This is a genomic window from Paenibacillus sp. Root444D2, from assembly GCF_001426375.1.
Lineage (GTDB): Bacteria > Bacillota > Bacilli > Paenibacillales > NBRC-103111 > Paenibacillus_E.
In genome coordinates, this window is record NZ_LMEO01000020.1 from 43,072 (window position 1) to 69,282 (window position 26,211).

17 protein-coding genes and 1 pseudogene are annotated in these 26,211 nt (G+C 44.5%); 17 read left to right on the plus strand and 1 reads right to left on the minus strand.

Annotated elements, in window-relative coordinates; all coding sequences use genetic code 11:
- The first annotated feature begins 151 nt into the window (after positions 1-151).
- From ASD40_RS13480 to ASD40_RS13540, 13 genes are all read left to right on the plus strand, one after another.
- The gene (locus tag ASD40_RS13480; protein WP_057303783.1) at positions 152-1,444 is read left to right on the plus strand and encodes a Gfo/Idh/MocA family oxidoreductase; all 1,293 of its coding nucleotides are present in this window, start codon (positions 152-154) and stop codon (positions 1,442-1,444) included.
- A 26-nt stretch (positions 1,445-1,470) separates the two neighbouring features.
- Positions 1,471-3,462, plus strand: coding sequence for an alpha/beta hydrolase family protein (locus ASD40_RS13485; RefSeq protein ID WP_057303784.1), 1,992 nt, complete (start codon positions 1,471-1,473; stop codon positions 3,460-3,462).
- A 204-nt stretch (positions 3,463-3,666) separates the two neighbouring features.
- Positions 3,667-4,974, plus strand: a complete 1,308-nt coding sequence (locus ASD40_RS13490) for an ABC transporter substrate-binding protein (protein WP_057303785.1) — start codon at positions 3,667-3,669, stop codon at positions 4,972-4,974.
- Between the two features lie 68 nt (positions 4,975-5,042).
- Entirely contained in the window at positions 5,043-8,906 is a 3,864-nt protein-coding gene (locus tag ASD40_RS13495; protein ID WP_057303786.1) for a hypothetical protein, read from the plus strand.
- 534 nt (positions 8,907-9,440) lie between these two features.
- Entirely contained in the window at positions 9,441-11,834 is a 2,394-nt protein-coding gene (locus ASD40_RS13500; protein WP_057303787.1) for a hypothetical protein, read from the plus strand.
- Positions 11,835-11,837: 3 nt separating this feature from the next.
- Positions 11,838-16,733 (plus strand): pectinesterase family protein, encoded by a 4,896-nt coding sequence (locus ASD40_RS13505; protein WP_057303788.1) that lies wholly within the window; start codon positions 11,838-11,840, stop codon positions 16,731-16,733.
- A gap of 53 nt (positions 16,734-16,786) precedes the next feature.
- Complete coding sequence (locus tag ASD40_RS13510) at positions 16,787-18,019, plus strand: OmpL47-type beta-barrel domain-containing protein (RefSeq protein ID WP_057303789.1); 1,233 nt, start codon at positions 16,787-16,789, stop codon at positions 18,017-18,019.
- Between the two features lie 156 nt (positions 18,020-18,175).
- On the plus strand, positions 18,176-18,964 hold the full coding sequence (locus ASD40_RS13515) for a hypothetical protein (RefSeq protein ID WP_057303790.1): 789 nt from the start codon (positions 18,176-18,178) through the stop codon (positions 18,962-18,964).
- Positions 18,965-19,417, plus strand: coding sequence for a hypothetical protein (locus ASD40_RS13520; protein ID WP_057303791.1), 453 nt, complete (start codon positions 18,965-18,967; stop codon positions 19,415-19,417).
- Between the two features lie 316 nt (positions 19,418-19,733).
- Complete coding sequence (locus tag ASD40_RS13525; RefSeq protein WP_057303792.1) at positions 19,734-20,213, plus strand: DUF6530 family protein; 480 nt, start codon at positions 19,734-19,736, stop codon at positions 20,211-20,213.
- Positions 20,214-20,237: 24 nt separating this feature from the next.
- Positions 20,238-21,230: an AAA family ATPase gene (locus ASD40_RS13530; protein ID WP_057303793.1), complete on the plus strand. Its 993-nt coding sequence runs from the start codon at positions 20,238-20,240 to the stop codon at positions 21,228-21,230.
- A 134-nt stretch (positions 21,231-21,364) separates the two neighbouring features.
- The gene (locus ASD40_RS13535) at positions 21,365-22,324 is read left to right on the plus strand and encodes a vWA domain-containing protein (protein ID WP_057303802.1); all 960 of its coding nucleotides are present in this window, start codon (positions 21,365-21,367) and stop codon (positions 22,322-22,324) included.
- A 40-nt stretch (positions 22,325-22,364) separates the two neighbouring features.
- A complete protein-coding gene (locus ASD40_RS13540; protein ID WP_057303794.1) occupies positions 22,365-22,724 on the plus strand; it encodes a GIY-YIG nuclease family protein in 360 nt (119 codons plus the stop codon).
- A gap of 233 nt (positions 22,725-22,957) precedes the next feature.
- Here ASD40_RS13540 and ASD40_RS13545 read toward each other — a convergent pair whose 3' ends face one another.
- A complete protein-coding gene (locus ASD40_RS13545; RefSeq protein ID WP_057303795.1) occupies positions 22,958-23,845 on the minus strand; it encodes a fructose bisphosphate aldolase in 888 nt (295 codons plus the stop codon).
- Between the two features lie 255 nt (positions 23,846-24,100).
- Between ASD40_RS13545 and ASD40_RS13550 the strand changes: the two genes are divergently transcribed.
- From ASD40_RS13550 to ASD40_RS36360, 4 genes and pseudogenes are all read left to right on the plus strand, one after another.
- Positions 24,101-24,754, plus strand: coding sequence for a TetR/AcrR family transcriptional regulator (locus ASD40_RS13550; RefSeq protein ID WP_057303796.1), 654 nt, complete (start codon positions 24,101-24,103; stop codon positions 24,752-24,754).
- A 20-nt stretch (positions 24,755-24,774) separates the two neighbouring features.
- On the plus strand, positions 24,775-25,140 hold the full coding sequence (locus ASD40_RS13555; protein WP_057303797.1) for a DUF4180 domain-containing protein: 366 nt from the start codon (positions 24,775-24,777) through the stop codon (positions 25,138-25,140).
- Between the two features lie 63 nt (positions 25,141-25,203).
- Entirely contained in the window at positions 25,204-25,848 is a 645-nt protein-coding gene (locus ASD40_RS13560) for a formylglycine-generating enzyme family protein (RefSeq protein WP_200957409.1), read from the plus strand.
- A gap of 170 nt (positions 25,849-26,018) precedes the next feature.
- A pseudogene (locus ASD40_RS36360) lies at positions 26,019-26,123 on the plus strand (DUF255 domain-containing protein); the annotation flags it as partial.
- Positions 26,124-26,211: the final 88 nt, after the last annotated feature.

Sequence of the window (26,211 nt, forward strand, 5' to 3'; positions counted from 1 at the left end):
TTTCCCGGCAGGGATTTTTTTGGTGTTAAATGTGGATATTACGTCTCGTCATATCCCTTAGACAGGATTGACCTATAATCAAGATCGTATTTACTAATTCTTTGCCCATCGCATATTTGTATACTTAACCTAAGATTGGAGGGCGAACACTTTGACAAGAAAAAGATATGTCATCTGCGGAGTTAGTACTAGAGCGAACGGCATGTTTATCAAGAACATGCTGGAAACCTTTCAGTCGCATTGTGAAATTGTTGGATTGCTCGACGCGGATCCCGGACGATTTACGAATTGTTTCAAGAAATTTCCGGCGTTAAGCGGGCTTCCCGTTTATCTCCCTGATCAATTTGAACAGATGATTCTGGAGACGAGCCCCGACGTCATTATTGTCGCAGGCGCGGACCACACCCATGCGGATTACATTGTTAAAGGATTGGAGCACCATCTTGAAGTCATTTCGGAAAAACCAATGGTTACCAGCGGAACAGATTGCAAACGTGTTCTGGATGCTCAGAACATTAGCAGCGGGAAGCTGTATGTAGCCTTTAATTACCGCTACTCCCCGATTCATACGAGAATCAAGGAGTTGATTCTTGAAGGTAGAGTCGGGAGGGTGACATCGGTCGATTTGAATTGGTATCTCGATACGTACCATGGCGCAAGCTATTTTAAAAGATGGAACCGTAAAAGAAGCCATTCCGGCGGATTGTCAGTACATAAAAGCACCCATCATATTGATCTTGTTAATTGGTGGATCGATCAAAAGCCGGTGGAGGCTTTTGCATACGGTGCACTGAATTATTTTGGTCCAGAAGGCGAGCTAAATCCTATGAAGGAAGACGGAAGGCACTGCGGAACATGCCAAGTCAAGCGGAATTGCGCCTATTTCATGCGATGGTCTACACGGAGTAAGGAGGTTGTGCCTGAAGACGATCATTTGACCAATATGGATGTAAAAGTGGGCAGCTATACCGGATATCGCGCGGACGGCTGCATCTTCGATTCGGATATCGATATTGAGGATACGTACGCTGCGGTTGTCAAGTATAACAAAGGTGCCATGATGAGTTATTCCGTTAACTTTTCGCTGCCTTACGAAGGGTATCGACTGGCTATTAACGGGACAAAAGGGAGAATCGAAACCCAGGAAGTGATGTCCAAGCGGACAACGCATCAGGTACCCGAGCAAACAATTGAATATTTCCCATTGTTCGGTGGCAAAGAAACAATCCATGTGGTCCCGCGACCGGGAGGGCATGGAGGAGGGGACCCTCTCATTTTGGAAGATTTGTTCTTAGGAGCAGATCCGATTCGTCCCTATGAGATTATGGCTGGAGCGGAAGCGGGAGCTGACTCTGTGTTGACAGGTGAAGCGATATGGAAGTCTGTACAAACTGGCTTGCCAGTCCGCATAGCCGACCTGTTGGTTTCATCGAACACGGACTGATATGAAAAAAGGGGGACATAACTACAGTGTATGAGAATCTAGAGAATATGGGAATCGCTCACTTTGATGTGAAAAGCCAGCTTCCGCGTTGGGTTTACGAATCCGCTATGCGCGCAGCTGAGAAGGGCGAACAAGCACGTTCAGCTATCAAGGACAAGTCAATGCTTAAGCAGCGGCAGATGGAAATTCGCGAAGGGCTGGAACGCTGCATCGGTGGCATGCCTTCTTCGGATGCACCGTTAAATCCAAGAGTTACAGGTACAGTTGAAGGGAACGGTTTCCGTGTTGAAAAGGTCATTTTCGAACCGAGGCCTCATGTATACGCGACTGCTAACTTGTATGTACCCGACGGGTTAACTGAGCCTCGTGGAGCGGTTCTGCTTCTATGCGGGCATCGTGAACAGGCTAAACACTGTGACGAATACCAAACGGTTTGTCATTATTTGGTCCATACTGGTCTTGTCGTGATGTCGCTTGACCCAGTCGGTCAGGGGGAGAGGTTCGGATTTTATGATCCAGAATCCAAACAGGCACCGATGACTAGCGTTACTGAACATGAAAATGTCGGGCGGCAGTGTATGCCGTTAGGGGATAGTTTAGCCCGCTACATGCTTCATGACGCCGTACGGGCAATAGATTATTTATGTACCCGGCCGGAGGTCGACCCGAACCGTATAGGTGTGACTGGCCATTCTGGTGGGGGAACGCAGACTTCGCTGGTTATGATGTACGATCATCGCATTGCCGCAGCGGCGCCAGGCGGATTTATTATGAATCGGCCGTATTTTCTGCTAACCGGCAAAGCCCAAGATGCCGAGCAGAAATGGCCTGGTTTCTCCGCGCTAGGTTTCGATCATGAAGACATTGTGATGGCTATGGCTCCCCGGCCTGTGCGCATTCTTGCTACTACGTATGATTCCGTCCCGATAGAAGGTCCCAGGCATACAGTAGCTGTAAACCGCAGATTTTGGGAGATGTATGGCCGAGGTGAAGATCTAGACATTTTCGAAGATGAAAATGTTCATCGATTTACGATTCCATTGGCACGTGCGGCGGCACAGTTTTTCTCCAAGCATTTGCTCGGACGTACCGACGAATATTCAAATGAAGAAATCAAGCTGATCCCTGCCGAGCAGCTCCGGTGTACACAAAGCGGGCAGGTCATCGGTGAGTTGGAGAATGCGAAAAGCACGCACGTTGAAAATAGGGAACGGCTAGCGAAATTTGAGAGATCACGTGAAGCATTGCCAGAAGACGAAAGAAAAAAGCGCGCTATCGAATGGCTTCGAATGCGTGTACTTTCAGACAGACAGCTTTGCGACCTTAACCCGCGTCCGTCTGGTGGAGGGGAAGTTGCGAATATGTGGGTGATCCGTAAGATCTGGTGGAGTCAGACCGGATTATTAAACCATTGTTTACAATTTTTCGATTCGAAGCTTGCGGGTAATAAACTCCCGGTAACTATTGCCGTCTGGGACGGCGGATCGAGTCAGCTCGAAGCGCATGCCAAGTGGATTGAAGCAACCTGTGCTTCTGGACGGCTTGCCATGGTGCTCAATCCAACAGGGATCGGACCGCTTCTTCCGCATTTGAATTCTCCTACGGATAAACCTTTCAAACGATTTGGAATGATGGACAGATATACAGACGAGATGATGTGGCTGGGCGACAGTATGGCTGCCATACGGACATACGATGTACTGCGGGCAGTGGAGCTTGCAGCTGGATCATCCAATATCGATCCTTCGGACATTAGACTATATGGGAGCGGACGATATGCCATATACGCTGGATTGGCGGCTTTACTTGATGAACGTGTACAGAATGTTTGCATGGAGAACCGTATGAATAGTATCTCCGATTGGATCAAGGAACCGTTTTACGATGAAACGGACTCCTTAAGTTTTATTTTTCCAGGGATGCTTCGATATTTCGATCTGCCTGATGTGGATAGATGGCTTGCCGAGCAAGGCAAGCTTTACGATTCTTCGCCTGTTAGCAGCAATTTTGTGAGCTGAGGGAGGGAGTGTGCAGCTGAAGGCAATGAGACCTGAAGAACTGAAATTAGCGCGGTGTTGAAAGTATGATGAACCTATATAAATGAAATACCACCCAATGAAAGCGTTGCAATTTTGTAATAAAGTAAGATTAAAGAAAATGTTTAAGCAAATCTTGCGATGTAAGTTTCACAAAAGCAAAACTCTAAGGAGGTTCAAAAAAGTATGAAAAAGTATCTGAAATCATCCTTGTTGATTGCGATAGCAATCACCGCTATTGCAGGCTGTGAATCAACACCTACAGCACAAAGTCCAGCAGTCGAAAAATCAACAAAAGCACCAGATAACGAATTGTTCATTTATACGGTGTACCCTGCCTTTTACGCGAAAGAAGAAAATTACGAGAAGCAAATCGGGCAATACCTGAAGAAAAAGTTCCCTGATATCTCCTTTAAACATGTGCATTGGGATAATCCAGGTCGACAGTATAAGGATCTGATCGCGGCCGGTACGATTCCCGATATCATCATTGAGAATTCGAGCGGCAACTTTGAAAAGAGTATTATTAAGAACGATCTCCAATACGATATGACCGAATTGATCAAAAAATATAATTTCGATACCAGCAAATTAAATCCAGCAGCCATGGCAAAGATGAAAAATAAAACTCCGGAAGGGAAAATATACGGATTGCCTTACCAATTAAGCGATTTCGTTCTTTTCTACAACAAGGACATTTTTGATAAATTTGGAGTCGATTATCCCAAAGACGGCATGACCTACGATGAAGCTTACGAATTGGCCAAGAAGTTGACTCGTGTTGAAGGAGAAAATACGTATAAGGGCTACCAGCAGCATCCCGGTTTGTATATGACTTATAATCAACTCGGGCTATCACCGTTCAGTTTGACAGAGGACAAGGCAGTACTCGCAACGGACGGATGGAAGAAGGAAGTTGACAACTTAAGACGGTTCTTTGAGATACCGGCTAATCAATTTACTTCGGTGGACGATTTCCCAAAAGGGAAAATGGCGATGAGTGTCCATGTTTCAGAGAAAATCGTTCAATGGTATGAGCAAAATAAAAACCTGAATTTCGATATCGCCGCCATGCCTTCCTTCGCCGATGCTCCTAATACGAAAGCGCAACCGAATATGTATGCGGCTTTTATTACGAAGCAATCTACGAAGAAGGATCAAGCGTTCCAAGTTATTCAATATATGCTTTCCGAAGAGATGCAAGTCAATTTAGCCAAAGAAGGCATTATCGGCTCGCTGCAGACACCTGCGGTTCAAGAGGCGTTTGGGAAAAACCTGCCGCAAATGCAAGGTAAGCACGTTCAGTCGATTTTCTACGGTCAAAATGCCATGCCTCCGGCTGCACGTGCTAATGGCTTAACCTATATTGATGTGCCGCTCCATAATGTGTTCTCTCCTTTGATTTTTGGAGAATCCAAAGATTCGATGACGGCGCTGCGGATGATCGAAGAACAATCAACCAAAGGAATTGAAACAGAGAAAGCCGCCAAATAATCTTTTTCGTCGAAACTCCAGTTTGAGGACTGGAGTTTTTTCTCGAAGCTGGGAAGGAAGAGGAACATATGAACTTATTCCAATTACATAAAAAGTTTGCTAATGCAGACCCGCGTTTCGGACCGGTCCCCTTCTGGTGGTGGAGTGCTGAAGAGGTGACGGCGGAGCGAATTCGCTGGCAAATGAAAAAGTTTCGCGACGGAGGGCTGCGTAACATCGGCATTATTAATTTGGCCCCCACAGGACCGCAGTATGGTTCTGTGAGCGATCTTCCCGTGTTTGCAAGCGAGGATTGGTGGTGCATGTTCGAGGTTGCTTTGCGCGAAGCAGAGCGATTGGGCATGTATCTTTGGTTTTATGATCAAATTGGATTTTCCGGATCCAACATGCCGTCTCGTATTGTGACAGAGGATCCAGAAATGGGCGGGTATCAATTACGCCGATTCATGCATGGCGAGGAGATGCCAAAGTCTTCGGAAGTCCTTCTTGAAACAAAAGATTATGTGTATGCTTCGGTACGTCAGGGCTTCAATTGGCTCGATCCTAAGGCAACGGGACAATTGATTGACCGGATTCACGGTGAAATGGAGCGCCGCTTCCCTTACGATCTCGGCAAGACGATTGTGGGAAGCTTTCAGGACGAACTTCCACCGCTGCCTCTGTGGACACCTGAGTTGACGGATCGTTACAAAGAAAGGTTTAAAGAGGATTTAACGCCTTTTCTACCGGCATTGTATGATCCGCTTCCTGGGTCTGAACAAGTGCGTCGTCGTGTTTACCGTCTTGCTGCTGAGCTTGCAGAACAATCGTTCTTTATTCCACTCGGTGAATGGCACCGGCAGCGCGGAATGCTCATTTGCTGCGATCAAGCCGGACCAGCCAGAAGAGCAGATCCTAACGGGGCGCAGCGGCTTTATTTGGATTATTTTCGGACACATCGATGGTATAACGCTTCAGGAAGCGACATGGATGGCGAAATTAAGCCGCATTCGTCCATGGCGCATTTACACGGCGGTTCACGCGTATTCTTAGAAGCATTCCATTCCAGCGGTTGGGGCGGGACATTGGAGGAAACGATGCATTGGTTGATCCCATGGTTTCAAGCGGGAGCAACCGTATATAGTCCCCATGCCGTTTACTATAGCACCCGTGGCGGTTGGTGGGAGTGGGCTCCGCCCGATACGGGATGGCGCCAGCCTTATTTCGAGCATTATCCGGTCTTTGCCGACTCGATTAGCCGTATTTGTTATTTATTGAGTGAGGGGACGCACGTTTGCGACGTTGCTGTCCATTACCCGTCATATGCGGTATGCGGATACTTGTCTTTGGCGGATGGGAAAATGAATGAGCATCCGATGGGGGTCTCGAATCGTGAGCACAACAATCAAGTAGCCCATATCCAAAACGTATATAGGAAAATAACAGGCAGTTGGAGCCGCAGAGATCACAAGCAGCCTGGTGCGCTAAGGAAAGCGCAGCTTGATTTCGATATTGCAGACGATAGTGCTCTGCAAAAAGCTACATCAGAAAAGGGCAAACTAAAAATCGCGGATGAGCATTTTTCCGTTTTACTTTTGTGCGGAACAACCGTTATGGATGAGGAAGCACGCGCACGAACCGAAGCATGGTTGAATGAAGGCGGTTTTGTGATTGCTATTGATGTACCGGAAGTTGAACGGGATTTGGCTGGCGCCATATATGTCGATTCAGCAGAGGATGCTGTAGCACTCATGGAATCCCGTATTCCGAAAAGGGTGGAGGGACCAGGTGAATCCTTGCATCGCAAAATCGAGGATGCCGACATCTACTTGCTTCTTCCAGAGAACGGAGCTTTGTTAAGCATGCATCAACCAGCATGTCCGGATACCGTATTACCGGAGTCTGCCGTTTACCGATTAAGAACTGATCGTGAGCCTCAAATTTGGGATCCGGTTAACGGATCTATGGAGCCGATTCCGTATAAACGCGAAGGCGAATGGATTGAATTGCAAGTTTCATTCACATCCTGGCCTGCTGCGTTGATCGTATGCGCTGAGCCGAATGCAACCATTGCGGCATTGGAAAATAATCATGAAGACTTCCCAAATCGTCCCTTTCCAGCACAAATCGGTCAATTGGAAGCGAGCGGGAAAAGGCTGGAGTTGGCAGTTGGCGATTGGCGCATCCGAGTGGAGCCCACTTTGGACAACCGGTACGGGGACTTTGATTTGCATGGCGAACATAACGGCTTTATGCCGATCGAACGACGCATGATGAGTGTGCGCTTAGAGAGGGAGGAGACAGAGGGGGAGAAGGCTGACTGGCATAAACCCGGTTTGGATGAATCCAATTGGTTGACGAGATTGTGGAGCGAATCCGCTTATTGGCATGTATGCCATGGAGAAGAGTTCGACGAATTGCGTTCTGTTCAAAAAGTGTACAGTAACGTGTTTGGAGATCTTGCCATGCGTTCTTGGGCGGGCCGTATGGGTCGTGTTCCTCGTCGATTTCTCAATCTTGGTGAGTTGAAAAAAAGAGAATTCGTTTGGGCAAAAACATTTGTTATTTCACCTTCGAGTGGACGTTACTGGATCCGGTCAGAAAGTAACTCTAACATTACTGGACATATCAATGGCAAGGAGATCGCATGGAGCGGAGGACCCGAGGAGCAAACGGCATGGATCGAGCTGCAAGAAGGGAGCAATGAGCTGCTGTTGAGGGCACAAGCTATCGGAAACGGGGTCATAAGGGCAGGCATTGAAGTGAACACGATCGCACGTCTGCCACTTCCGAAATGGTTATTTACCCTTCATCCTAATTTGCAATCCAGCTTGATGAACCACATCGAAAGCAGACGCGATCACCCATATCAACGGGTTCGAATCGTGTTTGCCGCTCGCGGGAGAGCCATACTTTATGTGAACGGTGTCAATGTGACCGAGCACGGGGATTTCAACCCTTACATCCGGCAAGGACAGGAAGAAATAGATGTTACGGCTCTATGGCAATACGGCATGAATGAAGTCAGGGTTGCTTTACCCGAAGGGAAAGGCGAGGTATTTGTAGACGGAGTTATTGAGCTGCAGAATGGTGAGTCTATAACTTTCTTCTCTGGTGAAAATTGGTTCGACGAACAAGGGAATGCTCCGGGTATCCATCATTTCTCCGTTCTCCAATTTGCGGAAACGGAGTCATTATGGATTTCTGCTAGGCCGCATCCGCTTCCGATGGTGGGCTGGCTTATGCCTGAATCTGTTCCCGAGCCGAAGCCGCTCTCTTTCTCTGCTGATCCTACCTGCAACGGAAGACCCGTTTGGCTGCGCTTTCCCCTGCCTATAGGAGCGAAGAGAATGCGTATCGAAAGCGCATGGGAGATGCGTGTTTGGATTAATGGCACAGAAGTCGCAGCAAATGGCGGCAATGTGGAGTTTGAGCCACAGCTAGCTGGGGCCTTAGCTGCCGTAAGAATAACTCCAGATGGACCGTCTACAGAAGCGGCCGTTCTTCTTGCACCGATTCGCTTCGAGACGACACCTGTACAAGGCTCGTTAGGTGATTGGCGGACATCACTTTGTTTGCCCCATCATAGCGGCGCAGTGGAGTACGAAACTGTTTTTGAGACTTCATCTCACGTTGGTGCCGAACTTGAATTGGGGCACGTCAGGGGGACCGCGGAAGTTTGGGTAGAAGGTATGCCTTTAGGAGTAAGGCTTTGGAGACCATATCGGTTCACTCTCCCGAAATTGCCTGAAGGCAAGCATCGGCTTAGGATCCGGGTGACAAACACACTTGGCACACACTACGAAATCGGCAAGCCAACAAGTCTGGTGGGAGGAAATCCTGAGGTAACCTATTGGAACCGAGGCCGAAATGAGGATGAGCTTGGTTGGCAGGAATGGTTTCCCACCGGCGGTTTATATGGACCTGTCGTGATCGTTACGGGTGATGTTTAAGGATACTAGTGTTGCATTCTGTACAACAATTGGGAGGCCTAAAGGCTATTTTGCAACTTGAAGTTGCAGTTCGTACAACATTTTGAGCCCATTCGCTGCAAAATCGGCTGTATCGGGCCCAATTGGTGTACATTATGCAACAACGAAGGGTGAGAGGCTAGATTTAGGCAGCAATTGTTGCAATTTTACAACATCATTCATCCGGCAACCTCAAGTGTGGATAGATGACGAGGGACTCCGATTTAAGACATCTCGATGTAGAAGAAGTTTGGATGAATGAATAGCAGTCTATAAATTCCAATGGTCTAGGGGATTTAAGTCATGAACAACCTATATTTATGGGATTATTGCCCTATGATGTTTTTTTCATTTTATTATACATTTTAGTCAAAGCATCGAGACATCGGATATGTGAACCAAAGATTTACAAGTAAATGCAAGCGCTATCAAAACCTTATTTGGAAAGGGGGGATCATTGAGTTTTCATGTAGATCATTGGAAGGTTAGACAAATTGCATCTGGAGGTGTATAAATTTGCGTATTCAAATTCAACGAATACTATGTTTCGCGTTGTTGTTTAATGTTCTGCTAGGAGTCGGAATGCTGGGGCAACCTCCTGCAGCTGCCGCAGATTTAGTTGTTGAACCAACTACTTTGCTGGACAAAGATTTTTCTAGCGCAATTGAGGGACAGTCGGCTTCCCAGCTTGGTTTTGATTATTCCACGCTTCCTTCAGGCGCCACGAGCAGCGCAGTTGTTGAGGTTGATCCGGTAGCTAAACAAAAAGCACTGCATCTTACAGTTAACGGTGCGGGTACCAGCCAGTTCTTGATCAATAAAACCTTCAGCGAGACAAAAACCGGTACAGTAACGGCAGAGATCACTTTTATGCAGCCGGGTACTTCCAAAGCCAAGGACCAGATTATTTACCTCACGAATGCTGCAGGCACCAAATCGCTGGTGATTGCGGGTTTGGATTCTTCGAAGGGTGTGGTTTATTGGCCTGATACAGCGCCAGTCGATCTCAAAACACCTTATCAATTGAACAAATGGCACACGATAAAAGTTGAACTAAATACACTGACAAAGAGATTTAATATGTGGTTTGACGGTACGCTTATCTCTGCTAGAAAAAATACAAACGATGCCATTGATGTGAAAAAGATATCCATCGGCACCCCGGCGGGCAATGGCGAGCTTTATGTCCGCAGCATCAAAGTTTCGCATACGCCACCGAATTATATGCCAGCAAAGCCTAAAATCGCTTATTGGGTTGGGCGGGATAAATCGATCGCGATGTGGATAGAACCGGACGCATGGGCTTCCAAATATAGTATTAAAATAAAGGAGAAAGCGGAAGATCCTTGGTATACGACTGCGACATACACATCTATTCCTACATCTATTCCGCCATATGCGTCTCCTTCGGCCAGCAAAATCTGGGACCCTGTGACCAATACGGCTGTTGCTTTAACGAATGGCAAGACATACATAGTAGGTGTAGCCGTAATTACCAGGGATGAAACAGCAAAAATAGATTATGAGGGTGAAATTGCGGAATTTACAGCCACCCCCTACGCCGTTACACCGATCGAAACTCCTGACACCAACGTCATCGGAACCGTTACGGCATATAACAACTACAATGCGAACAGATGGTCAATCAATTCCGGTCTCCATGTTGATGACGAGCCATTTGCAGACAGAACGTCTGCACTCAAGATTACCGTTCTTCCAGAGAAGTATAGCCGCATGGATTGGATCAAAACACACGCAGATACAATGAAATATACGGGAAGCTCCACAGGCATGCAGATTGCTACTTTTCCAGTTCGGGATAAGGCTTCGATTTATGTGGCAATGGATCAAAGGGAAACACCGCCTACATGGCTATCATCAGATTCGGGCTGGACGGATACCGGTGATACCATACAATTGGCCGACCCGGCACTTTCCTATACATTCAAAATTTATCAAAAAGATATGGCCTCTGGATCAACTGTCACAATGGGTCTGAATAATGTAACCGATTATAATGCAGGCAAGAACGCTGGTTACTTCGTCATGGCTGAACGGGTTCCGACTGGCTTGAAAATGGATTCATTCGTACCTTGGACGAATAAATCCAAGTACACATTGAAGGGTTCCTTAGATGAAACAAGTGTAACCTTGGCTGTCTATAACAATCAAACTCTTGTCTATGACAGCAGACTAGAGCAGAATCAATTTTCTATGGATGTCGAGTTGACTCCTGGCGCAAATAACATTGAATTAATAGCAAGAAGAGCTGGCAGCAATTACTCGGATAAAATCTCTGGCATTGTTCATTTTGATCCGGTTGCACCCGTACTTCATATGACTGTACCACCAACTTCCGTGAAAGACTTTCTTTACAACGTACAAGGAACTGTAGATGAGGAATCAAAAGTAACGATCAAGAACAACGGCGTATCGGTTGTAGATTCCGTGTACACATCGAGCAACATTCCGTTTTCATATCCGGTGCAGTTGTCGGAAGGAATGAATCAAATGGAAATTTCCGCAATTGACGCTGCAGGTAACGAGAGTATGAAAAGCTTTTCCATCGATTATACGTTTTGGGCAGGAAAGCCGAATTTTTACAATTTAAACGAAACTGAATTGACGACGTTAGTATCATCAACGGATATGATTGCACAGAAGCAAATAACAAATACAACACCGAATGCAAAGCAAATTACGCTGTTTGTTGTGTTGTTTGATGCGAACAAGAAAATGGTTGATTTTTCGACACTTATTGAAGAATTTGCCCCTGGAGAAACCAAAACGTTGAGCACTGGATTTCTGCTGCCTGCAGAAGTGAGTGGTTACAGTTTGAAAGCATTTATTTGGGACAGTTTGGACGGTATGATGCCCTTATCCGAGGAATCGATTATTGAAGGAGGTTAACACATGAAGAAGGCCCTAAGTATAGGGATGTGCCTTTTGCTAGGATTAAGCGTATTCCCGTTAACTATGAATGCTGAAGCTTCAACGATGTCGACTATGGCGCAGACAATATCTGTACTCACGAATCCGACAGGACTGACAGGGACTTCAGGCGATAATCAGGTTGCTTTATCCTGGAATTCCGTATCGGGTGCCGTATCGTACAAGGTGAAGCGAAGCGCGATAAACGGCGGACCGTATGAAACGATCGCAAGTAATATTTCAACTATATCTTACACGGATACTTCAGCTTCAAACGGCATGATCTACTACTACGTGGTGACAGCTGTCGGCTCAACAATGGAGAGCATGATCTCGAATCAGGCTAAAGCTGCTCCGTACACTCCGATTTCGGGGGCACCTGCCGTTCCTGTTGATTTCTCTGCCACAGCAAATGACGGAAGTGTAGAATTATCATGGACGGCAGTTCCTGGAGCAGCTTCTTATTCTTTAAAAAGAGGCGAAACGAGCGGCGGTCCGTATACGGCCGTTGGCAGTGGTCTGACTTCAACGACTTACAAGGATACTACGGTTACAAATGGGAAGCAGTACTATTATGTCGTCTCAGCTGTAAATTCTAGCGGTGAAAGCCAACATACAGATGAGCTTATTGTCACACCTGCTAGGGTTGTTACTGTAGCACAGGATGGAAGCGGCGATTTCACAAACGTGACTAATGCTCTCGCTACCATTCCTGCTAATAATAATGTCCGTACGGTCATTTATTTGAAAAAGGGTACATATCGAGAAAGATCTATCGTAACCGCTCCTTATGTGAGCCTTGTGGGTGCTGGACGGGATGATACGAAAATCGTTTACGACCTTTCAAACGCTGATATGCCTAACCAAGCTGTAAATGGCGCAACCGTAGCTGTAAGTGGAGATTATTTTACTGCAGCTAACCTGACGATTGAAAATGACTCCAAGCCAAGCGACGGTCAGGCTCTAGCCTTGTCCGTTAACGCAGACCAAGCCGTTTTTGAGAATGTGAAGCTTGTCGGCTATCAAGATACGTTGTACGCGGGTATCCGAACGGCTAGTCCGCGACTCGGCCGACAGTATTATCGCAACAGTGTGATTATGGGCCGCACAGACTTTATTTATGGTCCGGCAAGTGCAGCCGTATTCGATCATGTTGATGCAATCAGTATAAATGCATCGGATTCAGGCGGTTATGTTACGGCGGCTGCAACAAAAAATGAAACTGATCCTGGCCTTGTGTTTATCAATTCAAGGCTTCTGAAAGACAGTTCCACCAATGGTCTTCATTATTTGGGCAGACCATGGCAGGATAAGCCATCTACGCGTTACATCAATACCTGGATGGATAGTCATATACAGCCTGAAGGCTGGACGCCCATGCAAGTTCCGCCTTTCTTCTATGGAGAATATAACAGCACCGGTCCGGGTGCAAATCCGGGTACGCGGGTCATGGGAACACAAATGACAGCTGACGAGGCTAGTGCCTTAACGATTCCGCGAATGTTTGACGGATGGGATCCAAGTAAATCGGTCATCATTCCAATGATGTTTCCAAAACTTACTCCTGCTGTTTCACCGGCGTTGCCAGACGGGCAAAATGGGGCTTATACCAAACCGGTGATGGTTTATATGGAAGTGGACGGAGCGCTTCCTGAGGACAATCGTGTTCAGTATCGGATAAATGGCGGAAGTTGGGGTGCCTATACGACTGAATTCGAGGTCGGCCAAACAGGTACGAACATGATCGACTATCGTTTTGTCGACAAAGCAGGCAATGCGAGCGCTGTAAAAACATTAACAATCAAAATCGATCCGACTGCCACAACAAGAGCTCCGGCTTTCCCAGGGGCTGAAGGAGCCGCCATGTATGCAAAAGGTGGCCGTGGGGGTCAAGTTTATGAAGTAACGACCCTACAGGATTATGACCCTTCGAAGGGTGAAGCCGCTATTCCGGGTACTTTGCGAGATGCTGTAAGTACAGGAAATCGGACGGTAGTGTTTAGAGTATCCGGTACGATTAACCTGAAGAGGGGACTGGATATTACTTCCGGGAACTTGACAATAGCAGGGCAAACTGCACCCGGTGATGGTATTGCTGTTAGCGGGTATATGGTCAAGTTCGGAAATAACGACATAGGAACAGATCTTATTATCCGATATATACGTTTTAGAAATGGCATTAACGTGTTAAGCGATACGGCTGACATTTCGGGCAACAATATTATTGTCGATCACTGCTCCTTCAGTTGGAGCTCGGATGAGACGTTCACTGTGAAAAATCGTAAAAACTTTACAGTTCAGTGGAGCATCATTAGCGACAGTCTGAATCAGTCGATTCACGGCAAAGGAGCGCACGGTTACGGGGGGATATGGGGGGGGACGAATGCGACCTATCACCATAATCTGATCGCCAATCATAACAGTAGAAACCCTCGTTTTGACCGACAAACAGATCCGGACAATTATCCGACCAAAATCGACTATCGAAATAACGTTGTGTATAACTGGGGTGCAAACTCAGCGTACGGCGGCGAGCAGGCAGCGGGTATCAATATGATCAACAACTACTACAAGCCAGGTCCGAGTACATTTGATAATGTGAAAAACCGGATCGTCGCGCCGTCCAGCGCAATATTCAGCGGTACATGGTATATCGATGGCAATTATATGGAAGGATCACCAGATGTTTCGGCAGATAACTGGGTTACAAACAGCAATGGGTCATGGAAAGCAATCAGTCCTGAAGGACCCTTAGTTCGCAAGTTTGAGCCTATGGTTATTCCTGACGCATCGGACCCTATCGGCGGTTCCGTTACTACGGACACGGCGCAAGTCGCCTATGAGAAAGTGCTGGAAAGTGCGGGCGCCTCTTTGCCTAAGAGAGATTCTTTGGATGCTAGGATTATGAATGATGTCAGAAATGGTTCTGGGAGAATTACCAATTCGATCCAGAGCGACGGAGGATTGCCCGAATTAAATTCCGCACCTGCACCTCAGGACAACGATCACGACGGAATCGCGGATACCTGGGAAACGGAAAATGGCCTAAATCCGAGTGTTAGTACGGACGGAGCAGCGATCGCAAGCAACGGTTACACGAACTTGGAAAATTATATCAATTCACTGGTTGTTTTGGTTTCTGAAAATCCAACGATTACGACATCGAGTCCTAATCACCAAACATCGTTTCAAGTTGGAACTCCTATCACGATCACTGCTGAAGCGGCGGATAAGGAGGGGATAGCTAAGGTTAAGTTTTATTCCAGTGATCAAGAGCTCGGTGAGGACAAAACGGCACCGTATTCCTTCACTTGGGAAAATGCGCCGGAAGGCGAGCATTATATTTACACAAAGGCGATAGACAACGCAGGATATATGACTTTGTCCGCCGTAAGCATTATCTATGTGAACGGGCCTAACAACACAGCTCCTCTGGTATCACAAGATATTGGCCAAGTAGCGATTGCTGGCAGCGCTAGTTTGGAAGGAACGACTTATACGGTAAAAGGATCCGGAGAGGTGAGAAATGGCTCGGATTCATTCCACTATGTGTACCAGCCAGTTCAAGGAAACTTTGAGATGCTCGCGTATGTAAACTTTGATTCCGAAATAGATGATACCGCAAAGGCTGGATTAATGATTCGCAGCAGTCTTGCAGCCGATTCTCCCGCTACGGCTATTGTATTAGCACCGGAACCGAATGAAACCATCGATACGAGCGGAAGAAGAGCTCTCTTTATGAATCGAAGCACAACTGGTGGAAGGTACAGTACAAATAGTGTAACATCAAGCACGCTTAAAGCGCCTTTCTGGTTGAAGATTGTAAGAAATGAGAATGTTATTTCCGGTTTAGTTTCTACAGACAAAAATAGTTGGGCACTGGTTGACACTGCAAATACGAATTTACCGGACCAAGTCTATGTCGGTATGGCTGTTGATGCAGGTAAAGCAACAAGCAACTCTGATTATTTAACGGCTGCCACATTTTCTAATGTGAGTTTTAACCGTTCTGCTGGATTTACCGTCAGCAATGCGGTCAGCGAAACAGTTAACATTCCAATTTACACGATAAAAGGGAATATGATCGATAGTGCTAAATTGACGGTTGCCAATAATGGAACAGTTGTTGTCGATGCGGTATATACAGAAGCTGGTTCCGAATTTGAACATAAAATTCAGCTTGTTGATGGAGTTAACGCGATCACAATTTCTGCGAAGAGCGATATGCTCGGCGACGTGGTTAATACCAAAACAATCACAGTAACGTATAACAAATCCGCGGTTGTCATTACAAGTGAAATACCTGCGACAGTAAATGCTGCCGACTTTAACTTATTGGCTAGCCTAAGCCGAAACTCGAGTGTGACGGTTAAAATAAACGGAAATACGGTGCTGAATAAAGCTAACAAGTTGGCAAACGAACCATTTAACGTTCCGTTAAACTTGCAGGAAGGTCCGAACGAAATCATCATTTATGCTATTGATGAGTACGGGATCGATTCAACGAATACGTATTCAATAACCTATGTTCAAGATTGGGGCAGCGGATTGTTTGCTTTTTCGGGGTTGATCTTAAACGATTTGAGTGGAAACGCGCTTTCCGGTTTAAGAGGTTCACAGGATACAATTGTGACTGCGACCGTTCATAACAATTCCGAAATCGCTCAAAGCGGTGTATTTGTAATCGCTCTTTATGACCAACATGACCGGAAAGTAAAATATTCCTTCATCACTCAAACAGTTCCTAGCCACGGGGATAAACAAATCAAAGCGATTGTAAATGTGCCGAAGGATGTCACCGGTTATAAAGTGAAGATGTATGCACTTAAAAAAATGTCCGATCAGACGCCGATTTCCAACACGATCATTAGTCCTTAAGAAGTGAGACTTTGAAGCTGCACTCAAAGATCCCTATATTAGGAGGAATACGATTGAGAAGATGGTCAATAATCATTTTATCGCTCCTTTTGTGCTTCGGGATGATGGCTCCGCTTGCGATAGCTTCATCTTTGACGGTAAGCGCATCGTTTGATAACATCACCCGAATCGCAACGGTTTCAGGCCATTTAGGTTCAGTGGAAGGGCAAATCGTCAGCATACAAGTAAGAAGCCCATTGAATCAATTGGATTATTTGAATCAAAGTAGGAGTGGCCCAGGTGGAGCTTTCCAGTTTACTTATAAGACCAGCCAAGAAGTTCCGGGGACGTATCAAGTAACTGTCGGTGGCCAAAATGCCGACGCGATTGCCACTGCCACGTTTCATGTTCAACCTGTCATTGCGGAGCTTGAGGCAAAAGTGTCACCTGAGCAACCTGACGGCCAAAATGGCTGGTATATACATCCGGTTAACGTTACCATCGAAACTGTGAACGGAATACCCGAAGACAACAAGATCGAATACCGTATAAATCAAGGGGCTTGGACAACATATAGTTCGGCGATTAATGTTAATACGGATGGTACCCATACTGTTGAGTACCGCAGAGTTGGTGAGGAAGGAATTCCTGGTAAAGTAAAGTCAACGATCATTAAATTAGACGCACAGGCACCGGTTACCACCGCTGCTACAAGTCCAATTGACGGAAAGAACGGCTGGTATATCTCGAGCCCGACGGTGACGCTTGCGGCTACTGATAACACATCGGTCACTCAAACGGTATATCGTATCGACGGATCTGGGTGGTCTACTTATTCTCAGCCCGTTACTTGGTCTGTTTACGGCGTCCATTCTCTTGAATACAAGAGTATCGATCAAGCTGGGAATGAAGAAGCAGTAAAATCGATATCGCTGAAGGTTGATAAAGAAGCCCCAATGCTTAGTATCGCATTGGATAAGACCACTTTGTGGCCTGCGAATAAAAAGCTGGTAACAGTTACCGCCAGTGTTTATGCAATTGATGATGTGTCCCAAATCGACTCCATCGTGCTGACTTCTATTTCAAGTAACGAGAAAGTAGAACCAGACGATATTCAAGATGCACAATATGGCACGTTTGATACATCTTTTAAACTTCGTGCAGAAAGAACAGGTAATGGTTCGGGACGGGTATATACCATAACGTATATAGCTACAGACCTAGCGGGGAATAAAGCTATTGCAACGGCAACTGTTAAGGTGCCTCAAGACCAGGGCCATAATAATAACGAAGAAAGTAGTGATTAACGGGTATATGAAGCGCATGACGAGAAAGTGCTTAGACAGAACTCGAAAAGTTGCTAGATCTAATGAATCCGCGCCTAGCGCGGGTTTTTTTTTGGTATTGTTAAAGTATCAATAATTTGGGAATAATGTTTCGAAAGTGCAGATAAGGGTGAGACATTGGATAATTTCACAAACACTAATAATAATCGTCGTTATAAAGCTCATGTAAGTATCTTCGGGACAACACAACTACATTTAAAAAGCCCTTACATTGTTGCTTTTTGGTCTGTGGCTTTCCCAGGATTCGGGCACCTGCTTTTATCCAAATATATTCGAGGAATGCTCTTGTTTTTATGGGAACTATTTATCAATCAAATAACACATCTAAATTTAGCTATGGTTTATTCGTTTATGGGGGATATTGAATCAGCAAAAGCAGTTCTAGATGTAAAGATGATGCATTTATACATTCCTGTTTATATTTTTGCTATCTGGGACAGTTATCGCTCAACGGTGGATTTAAATAAAATTTATCTTCTTGCTGAAAGAGAAAACGCGCCATTTAATACATTTAGTATTGGTGCACTAGAAATCAATTACCTTGACAAAAAGAACCCTTTACTCGCTTTTTTATGCTCACTGACAATACCCAGTGTGGGACAATTATATATCAACAGATTCGTCCTTGGTTTCTTCAATCTCGTGATGACCGTAATCATTGTTTTTTATTCACATTTTCTTGAAGCGTTTCATTATTTGCTCTTAGGGAATATTTCGAAATCCACAAGTGTATTAAATGCACAATGGCTTTTATATTTACCATCTTTTTATTTTTTTACAATTTATGATTCTTATACAAACGCAGTAGAAAACAATAAATTATTCGAACAAGAACAAAAGAATTACTTGAAGAAAAATTATCAACCATCAGGTTTTATGATAATGAAAGGAAATAAGGTGAAATAAGTGCAAATTTATTCCACATTTGAACATTCCAGTTACATTGAATTAGCTATAGCAAAATTAGAGGAAAAAGGTATTACAGATATATTTGCCGTTCCGTTAGATAATCGTTCGGTAGAACGTAAATTATTTGATACCATCCATCAGTCCGACGGAGTTTCTTTTATTGGAAAAGGAATGGGACTTGCTGTCATATTTTCAGTAATAGGTGCCAGTAGAGGGTTTGTTCTTGAGTGGGGGCCTATCTATTGGGGATTGATTGGAGCAGTCTCAGGGTTTGTCCTTGGTGTTTTAATTGATTTATACATATATAAAGTTTATAAAAAGAAGAAGAGAGTGTTAAAAGGGAAAAACTCAGAAGTAATCCTGATTATCGATTGCGATGAGAGTCAAGGGGAATTAGTTGAAGGAGTTCTTTGGGAGCACCTAGCATTAGGATTAGCAAAAATAAAATAATTAGGGGAAACTTTAGTTCAACAATTAACGGGTAGCCTTAGTCAATTGGGTTTACCCTTTTTGCACGCATTAGCCTTGCTGTCATAGCGGGGTTTTTCCTTTTATTGGGGTATGTTAAAAGCCGCTTGATTGCGGCTTTTTATATTTTAAAGAGATAAGTTGGTACGGGGTGGATAGAAAATACCTTTCGCAAGAACAATTTTTGGTCGCACAACCGGATTGACAGATGACGAAATGCAGTCTAATATAAATTTTATATTTAGTAAATTAGTAAATCAGTAAATTAGTAATTCATAAAATGGAGAGTGTGGAAAAAATGAAAATACCAACGACTTTAAAACATAAGCCTGTTATCGTTTCAGAAAATTATGAGCAGGTTGACGGCCGGTATGCCCGGAATACGGATGCAAAAGGTTTATCCTTGGGATTGGCCCAGTGGAATGATAGGGGGAAGGTCGAGATCTCAGCAAAAGTGTGGAGATACACAGGGGAAAAATGGTCAAGGCAGTCGGAAGAGTTGCCTATGCACCGTGTTCTTGACCTTGCCGTTTTGATTTGCAGAAGCAGCTTATATTTTCAGGATGCCTATCGTTTCCCGAAAATGTATGACCCTGATAACACGATGATTGACCGCATTGGGCTGCAAGGAGATGCGATGAGTGTCTCCGTGTGTGCAGAAAATCCCATGATTGATAATGATATTAAGTTATTTGCTCAGGCCCTTAATGATGATGGTGAAATGATTGGAGAACGCCTTCGTGTCTTATCCAGTCTTCTGAAGGAAATGGGGTATTAACCAATTTAGGAAAGGTGAAAAGGTATGAACAATCAGGAAGAATATAAATTGTCGCCAACGAGACAACTCTCGGATATAGAAAAAGGACTTATTTGGAAAAAGCCGTTATCTCATAAGGTAAGTGAAGAAGAACTGCGTATTTGCAAAGAAATTAAGCGCAACTGGCATCGAGGGGAAATGAAAATCGCCAATATTTTGTTAGAAGGTGACGCCGGTTCCGGTAAAACACAACTTGCCAAAGCATTGTCGGCTGAATTCGGGCTGCCTTATACGAAAGTGACTTGTTTTGCCGATATGGATAAATCTGATATCATTGGCGCTATTTTGCCAGTAATTTCATCTGAGCGATTAGAACAGGTGGAGTCTGCGGAGCAATCCGTTTTGAAGGAGGACGATGTGGTTGAGTATCGATTTTACCCCTCCGAAATCGTCAGAGCCTATCAAAAAGGCTATCTTCTGGAAATCCAAGAACCAACCGTTATCCGGGATGCCGCGGTGTTAATGGCACTCAACTCTGCCTTAGAACTGGATGGCAGCATTAACCTTCCCACAGAAATCATTCGCAGGCACCCGGATTTCATAGCGGTTATCACAACAAACCGAAGTTATGCAGGGACTAGACCGCTAAATGAAGCACTGCGTGACAGAGTTCAGCATACGGAAAGAATGGACCTGCCAACCAAAGAAATCATGATTGAACGGGCTATATCCAAAACTGGTTATAGGGACGAAAAGGTGTTGGATGTTTTAGCAGATATCATTATTATCTTGGACAAAACAGCCCGTGCTAATGCAATTAAAGGCGTGGCGGGTATGCGTTCATTTTTTTATTGGGCGGATGCCGTTGCCGGAGGTGCTTTAGCAAAAGAATCCCTTTATCATAAAGTCATTTATAAGATTACAACCGATTCTGAAGAAATCAAACTATTGGAAGAAGCACTGAAAAGCCATGGTTTGTTAGCGGGTTTAGATCAAATTGAGATGGAATTAAAAAAAAAAGAATTTTTGATGAGGTAGAGATAAGAACATGCGGAAACATCGACGATACTGATTTTGACCACAACAAGAAGGTGGAGGAACAGGGGATCGTACTAAAAAAATCTGCGGATAGTGACGAAAGTACTTCCGACGTTTCTGATGATTCTACCGATATGGAAAGTTCAGATATAGGGGATGACGGTACTCCCAAATATCATCAGTTAAATCCTGAAACAATGTCAGACGATGCGAAACAAAAAGATCGGGATTTCCGTAAAAAGCTGAATCGCGACGCAAGGGAGGTTGTATCCGATTCTATTCATAAAAAGGTTAAGCTCATTGTTCACCGCCCGGATTACGGTTATGAATCTGAGCAGGAATATATCAGTCTAAGTAAGGAACTCATGCCTGTCGTACGTGAGATTGCTAGAAAGACACTTCCGCTGTTGGAACATGAGATTTCCTCTGAATTTGCAAGGAATCAATTCTATGGCAGCAAATTTCAAGCGGATAGCGTTGCTTACCGAGATTTTAGGTATTTTGCCAAGAAACGTCCTCCAACAGAATCCGCCTCTCTTGCGGTCGGTCTAAGGGTTGATGAGTCAACATCCATGTCAGCTTTTGGGAGATTAGAAGCTGCAAAGCGTGCAGTGATAGCCGTATATGAATTTTGTCAAATGTGTCATATTCCCATATTGATCTATGGGGATACCGCGGATGCGTCCAAACAGGAGCAAATGTCGATTTATGCGTATACCGATTTTGATAAAACAGATGCCCATGACCGATTCAGACTTATGGGGATTCGTGCTAGAAGTAATAACCGTGATGGAATGGCTCTCAGAATTATGGCAGACCGATTAGCGGGTTCACTACAACAGACCAAATTATTGATCAGCATAAGTGATGGGCAACCCAAAGCCATGGATGATTATACCGGAAATTATGCAATCAAAGATATGCAACAAACCATAGCCGAATATGAACGGAAAGGAATCACATTTCTTGCAGCGGCAATTGGCCAGGACAAGGAAGTGATTAATCAAATCTATGGGAATGAAAAGTTTTTGGATATTACAAATCTAACAGAGTTTCCTGCAAAGTTGGTTCGGATTATCGCCCGGTATTTGTGATCGTTGTCATCATTGATAGGACCAGAAAGGAGAAACATGCATGGATAAGAACAAGCGCAAGGAGCTTCAGGAAGAATACAAACAGATTAAGACCTACATGGGTGCCATACAAATAACAAACAAAGCTAATGGCAAAATCTACGTAGATAGCTTTCCCAACCTGAAAAACAAATGGATGACCTTACAGATGCAATTGGACATGGGAAGATTCGCAAATGCCCAATTGCAAAAAGATTGGAAAGTACTAGGGGCTGATACTTTCACCTATGAGGTACTAGAGCAGAAGGAAGCTGACGGAGTTACTGACGTGCGCTGGGAGCTTAAACAAATGGAAAAGCGGTGGCTGGAGAAATTGCAGCCTTACGAAGACAGAGGATATAATAAAGCGCCATTATCATAGATGTACACAAAGAGCGGTCGTGTGAAATTTGATGAAGAAAAAGATCGTGTGGAAAATGTTAGATAAGAAAACGGCAGAGATGCCGTTTTTATCGAAGGAGAGCTCATTGCTAACAGCGAAAGGTCAATGAGTGAATAGACTTCGTCAGCAAACAAGCAACGACCCCGAGCTTTTAATAAGTTCGGAGTCGTTTATTATTTGTTGGATTCGCTTGAATGACCAAGTGAACTCCCTTATTTGATGGAGGCTTCATAAATGTCACGAATGGTTTTGGAAAGCATCGTGTTGAATTCATCCTCTGTTTGCTCGACGGTTAGTCCCTGCGATAAGGCACGGGAGAAACTGGCGATCAATCCATGATTATGTCCCAGCTTTTCGTTTGCTTCCGCTTGCGTGTAGCCGCCTGATAAAGCCACAACCCGTACAACACGAGGATCCTCCATTAAATCGCTGTAGAAATTGTTTTCCGTCGGTATGGAGAGTTTTAGCATGACTTTTACATCTTTGCCAAGGTTGGATAATTGATCGAATATCTCATCTTTTAATAGTTTTTCCGATGTTTCCTTATCTGCGCTGTGGATATCAACTTCCGGTTCGATAATCGGAACCAGCCCCATCTGGGCGATTTGTTTACCGATGGCAAACTGCTGCTCAACGACTTTTTTGATTCCGGCAGGATTGGCTTCCTTAATAAGCGAGCGCATTTTCGTCCCGAAGATGTTTCGCTCAGCCGCCCGCTTCAGAAGGTCGTTTAAACCGGAAATGGGCTTCATGAGCTGAACCCCGTTTTCAAGGTCGGCGAGGCCTTTATCGACTTTTAGAAAAGGCACAATGCCTTTCTTCTCCCAAAGATAATCGGCTGTAAATTGCCCGTCAATGGAACGATTCATTGTGTTTTCAAATAAAATCGCTCCCAAAATGTACCGGGAATCAAACGCGAAACTCTTAATAATACGCGTTCTCATCTCATGCACCAATGCATACATCTCTTCTTCATTTGAATAGCTGTTTTCCTTAATGCCATACTGCAGCAAAGCCTTAGGAGTACTTCCGCCGCTTTGGTCCAAGGCCGCTATAAAGCCCTCTCCCGTACGGATACGCTCCAATTGCGTTGTATTCATGTCTGTTTCTCCTTCCCTTTCGTGGACTGAATTGCATCTTGATTCTTTTAATTATAGCACTTTTACTTGCAGGGATACATTCTAGGTTGTCCTTGTCGAGTAAGCATTGTCAGCAAGTTTAATCAAGAGTCATATATCCCCCTAGGCTCCATATATGAATCGAATCCTGGTTTGACATAAATGAAAATTAAGGTTACATTTTATTTATTCTGACCATACGGTATAAAAAAACTCGGATGAACGAGGAGGAGAAAAATGCCTAAAGTAGGAATGGAGCCAAAACGTCGAGCAGACGTTATTAACGCCACACTCATTTGTATCAGCAGACACGGGATTGATGGCATGACTCTGGATAAAGTTGCTGAGTATGCGGGTTGCTCAAAGGGCGTTGTCACTTATTATTTTAAGAATAAAGATAACTTAATCATAGAAGCTTTTAAGTCGTTCATAGCCTATTATGGCTTAAAGATCCAATCAGAAATCCAGAAAACAATGAAAGCAGAGGAAATGATCGATGTCACGTTGAAGCACATCCTCCCGCCATATAGCGATGATAGGCAAAAGACGGTCAATGTTTCGGAACTTGATGGGATTGAGAGGATGTTTATCCCGCATGAAGATCAAGCGAAACTTTTTCTTCAGTTCTTCTCCAAAGCTGTATTGGATCGCAATTTACAAGAGGTAGTATCCAAAAGCTATATGGAAGATCTTCACGGCATTGCGAGGATCTTTGATTACGGCAACATCTCGGGGCAAATGAAGGTGGACGATTCCAAAAGCGCTGCTTACGGCCTCTTGGCGATGGTGGTTGGACTAAGCTTCTTTAGAGTAGCGAATATCCCTCCATTGAATAATGAGGATAATCGATATATCTGTGAGGATTATGTCAGAAGATTAACTAAAAGTTGAATGATGCATGGAGGATGAATATGAAAATAATTACAATCAAAAAGAACGATGTAGAAATGGCCGTCGTTGAAAACAACGAAATATTGATAACTGATGTTCAGTCGGCTTTAGATTTAATGGCAACTGTACAATTTGAAGCAGGATGTGATCGTATCATTTTAAATCGATCGGCATTAAGTGAGGACTTTTTCGATTTAAAAACACGGCTTGCAGGAGAAATATTACAAAAATTCATAAATTATCGAAAGAAAGTTGCAATCGTTGGTGATTTTTCTATCTTTTCAAGTGAAAGCTTGAAGGATTTCATCTATGAGTGTAACAAGGGGAAGGATATCTTTTTCTTGTCAAATGAAAAAGAAGCTATTGATAAATTGAGCAGCAGTTAACACAGGTGAGATTAGGAGGAAGATGGAGTGTCAAATGTAGTACAGAGTCTTGCTGATTATCCGATGATAAAAGTTCCTGGTGGAGAAATAGATTTAAGGGACGATCGAACAACATCTAAATGGAAGGTTAACATACAACCGTTTCTTCTTGCACGGTATCCTGTCACTAAGGAACTTTATTTTGCCTTTTCACAGAAATCATCTATTTCATATGACGGAGATCAAAATCCGGTTGTGAATATTTCATGGAACGACGCCATTTCTTTTTGTAATCTACTTTCTCAGAAAGTTGGTTTGAAAGAGTGTTATTTGATAAGTAATGATGGTGAAAATATCATCTGTGATTGGGAAGCAGATGGCTATCGCCTCCCTTCCGAAGCGGAATGGCAGTACGCATGTAAAGCAGGAACTACTGGATACAGATACGGAGAGCTTGATAAGATTGCCTGGTATGACGAAAATTCAGCTGGCACGACCCATGAAGTAGGAAGAAAGGAACCGAATGCATGGGGGCTGTACGATATGCTAGGGAATGTTTGGGAGTGGTGCTGGGATTTATACGATCAGAACGTATATGGCTCCTACCGAATTTTTCGTGGTGGCAGCTGGGCTGAAGAGGCCAGAGGTTGTGGGGCTACGTGTCGTCGTCGCAGTCACCCGACATTTACCATCGATGACCTTGGATTCCGAATTGCTAAGTCTATGTAAGTGGTGACAAATGCAGGAGAGCTCAGCGAAGGCAGCGATGAAGTCAGGAGATTGTTTCCCACCCAAGGCCTACCAAAATCGGCAACTAAAACAGCAAAGATGGGTTGTCAAAATCATAATCAAAACTTATGTCAAGAGACATGGGTTTTTCTTTTTGTTGTTAGCCAAAGGAAAAGTCGCCGTATTTGCTGCAACATGCGTACAATCCGGTAGATTGGTTCCCTTGTTCGGAGGAGGCTTTTGAAATTGCAAAACGTAACAATAAGAGAGCACTGCAAAAGCCTTACTTTTGAACGAAGTGGATCTGCCAAATGGAAAAAGCATGAGATAAAGAAAAAAAGCAGTTCGTTCCTCATCAGAGGG

Excerpts from the sequence above, each read along its gene's own strand:
- ASD40_RS13490 (WP_057303785.1), top strand. The coding sequence starts at position 3,667 with ATGAAAAAGTATCTGAAATCATCCTTGTTGATTGCGATAGCAATCACC.
- ASD40_RS13495 (WP_057303786.1), top strand. The coding sequence starts at position 5,043 with ATGAACTTATTCCAATTACATAAAAAGTTTGCTAATGCAGACCCGCGT.
- ASD40_RS13505 (WP_057303788.1), top strand. The coding sequence starts at position 11,838 with ATGAAGAAGGCCCTAAGTATAGGGATGTGCCTTTTGCTAGGATTAAGC.
- ASD40_RS13525 (WP_057303792.1), top strand. The coding sequence starts at position 19,734 with ATGAAAATACCAACGACTTTAAAACATAAGCCTGTTATCGTTTCAGAA.
- ASD40_RS13530 (WP_057303793.1), top strand. The coding sequence starts at position 20,238 with ATGAACAATCAGGAAGAATATAAATTGTCGCCAACGAGACAACTCTCG.
- ASD40_RS13535 (WP_057303802.1), top strand. The coding sequence starts at position 21,365 with ATGGAAAGTTCAGATATAGGGGATGACGGTACTCCCAAATATCATCAG.
- ASD40_RS13540 (WP_057303794.1), top strand. The coding sequence starts at position 22,365 with ATGGATAAGAACAAGCGCAAGGAGCTTCAGGAAGAATACAAACAGATT.
- ASD40_RS13545 (WP_057303795.1), bottom strand. The coding sequence starts at position 23,845 with ATGAATACAACGCAATTGGAGCGTATCCGTACGGGAGAGGGCTTTATA.
- ASD40_RS13550 (WP_057303796.1), top strand. The coding sequence starts at position 24,101 with ATGCCTAAAGTAGGAATGGAGCCAAAACGTCGAGCAGACGTTATTAAC.
- ASD40_RS13555 (WP_057303797.1), top strand. The coding sequence starts at position 24,775 with ATGAAAATAATTACAATCAAAAAGAACGATGTAGAAATGGCCGTCGTT.
- ASD40_RS13560 (WP_200957409.1), top strand. The coding sequence starts at position 25,204 with ATGATAAAAGTTCCTGGTGGAGAAATAGATTTAAGGGACGATCGAACA.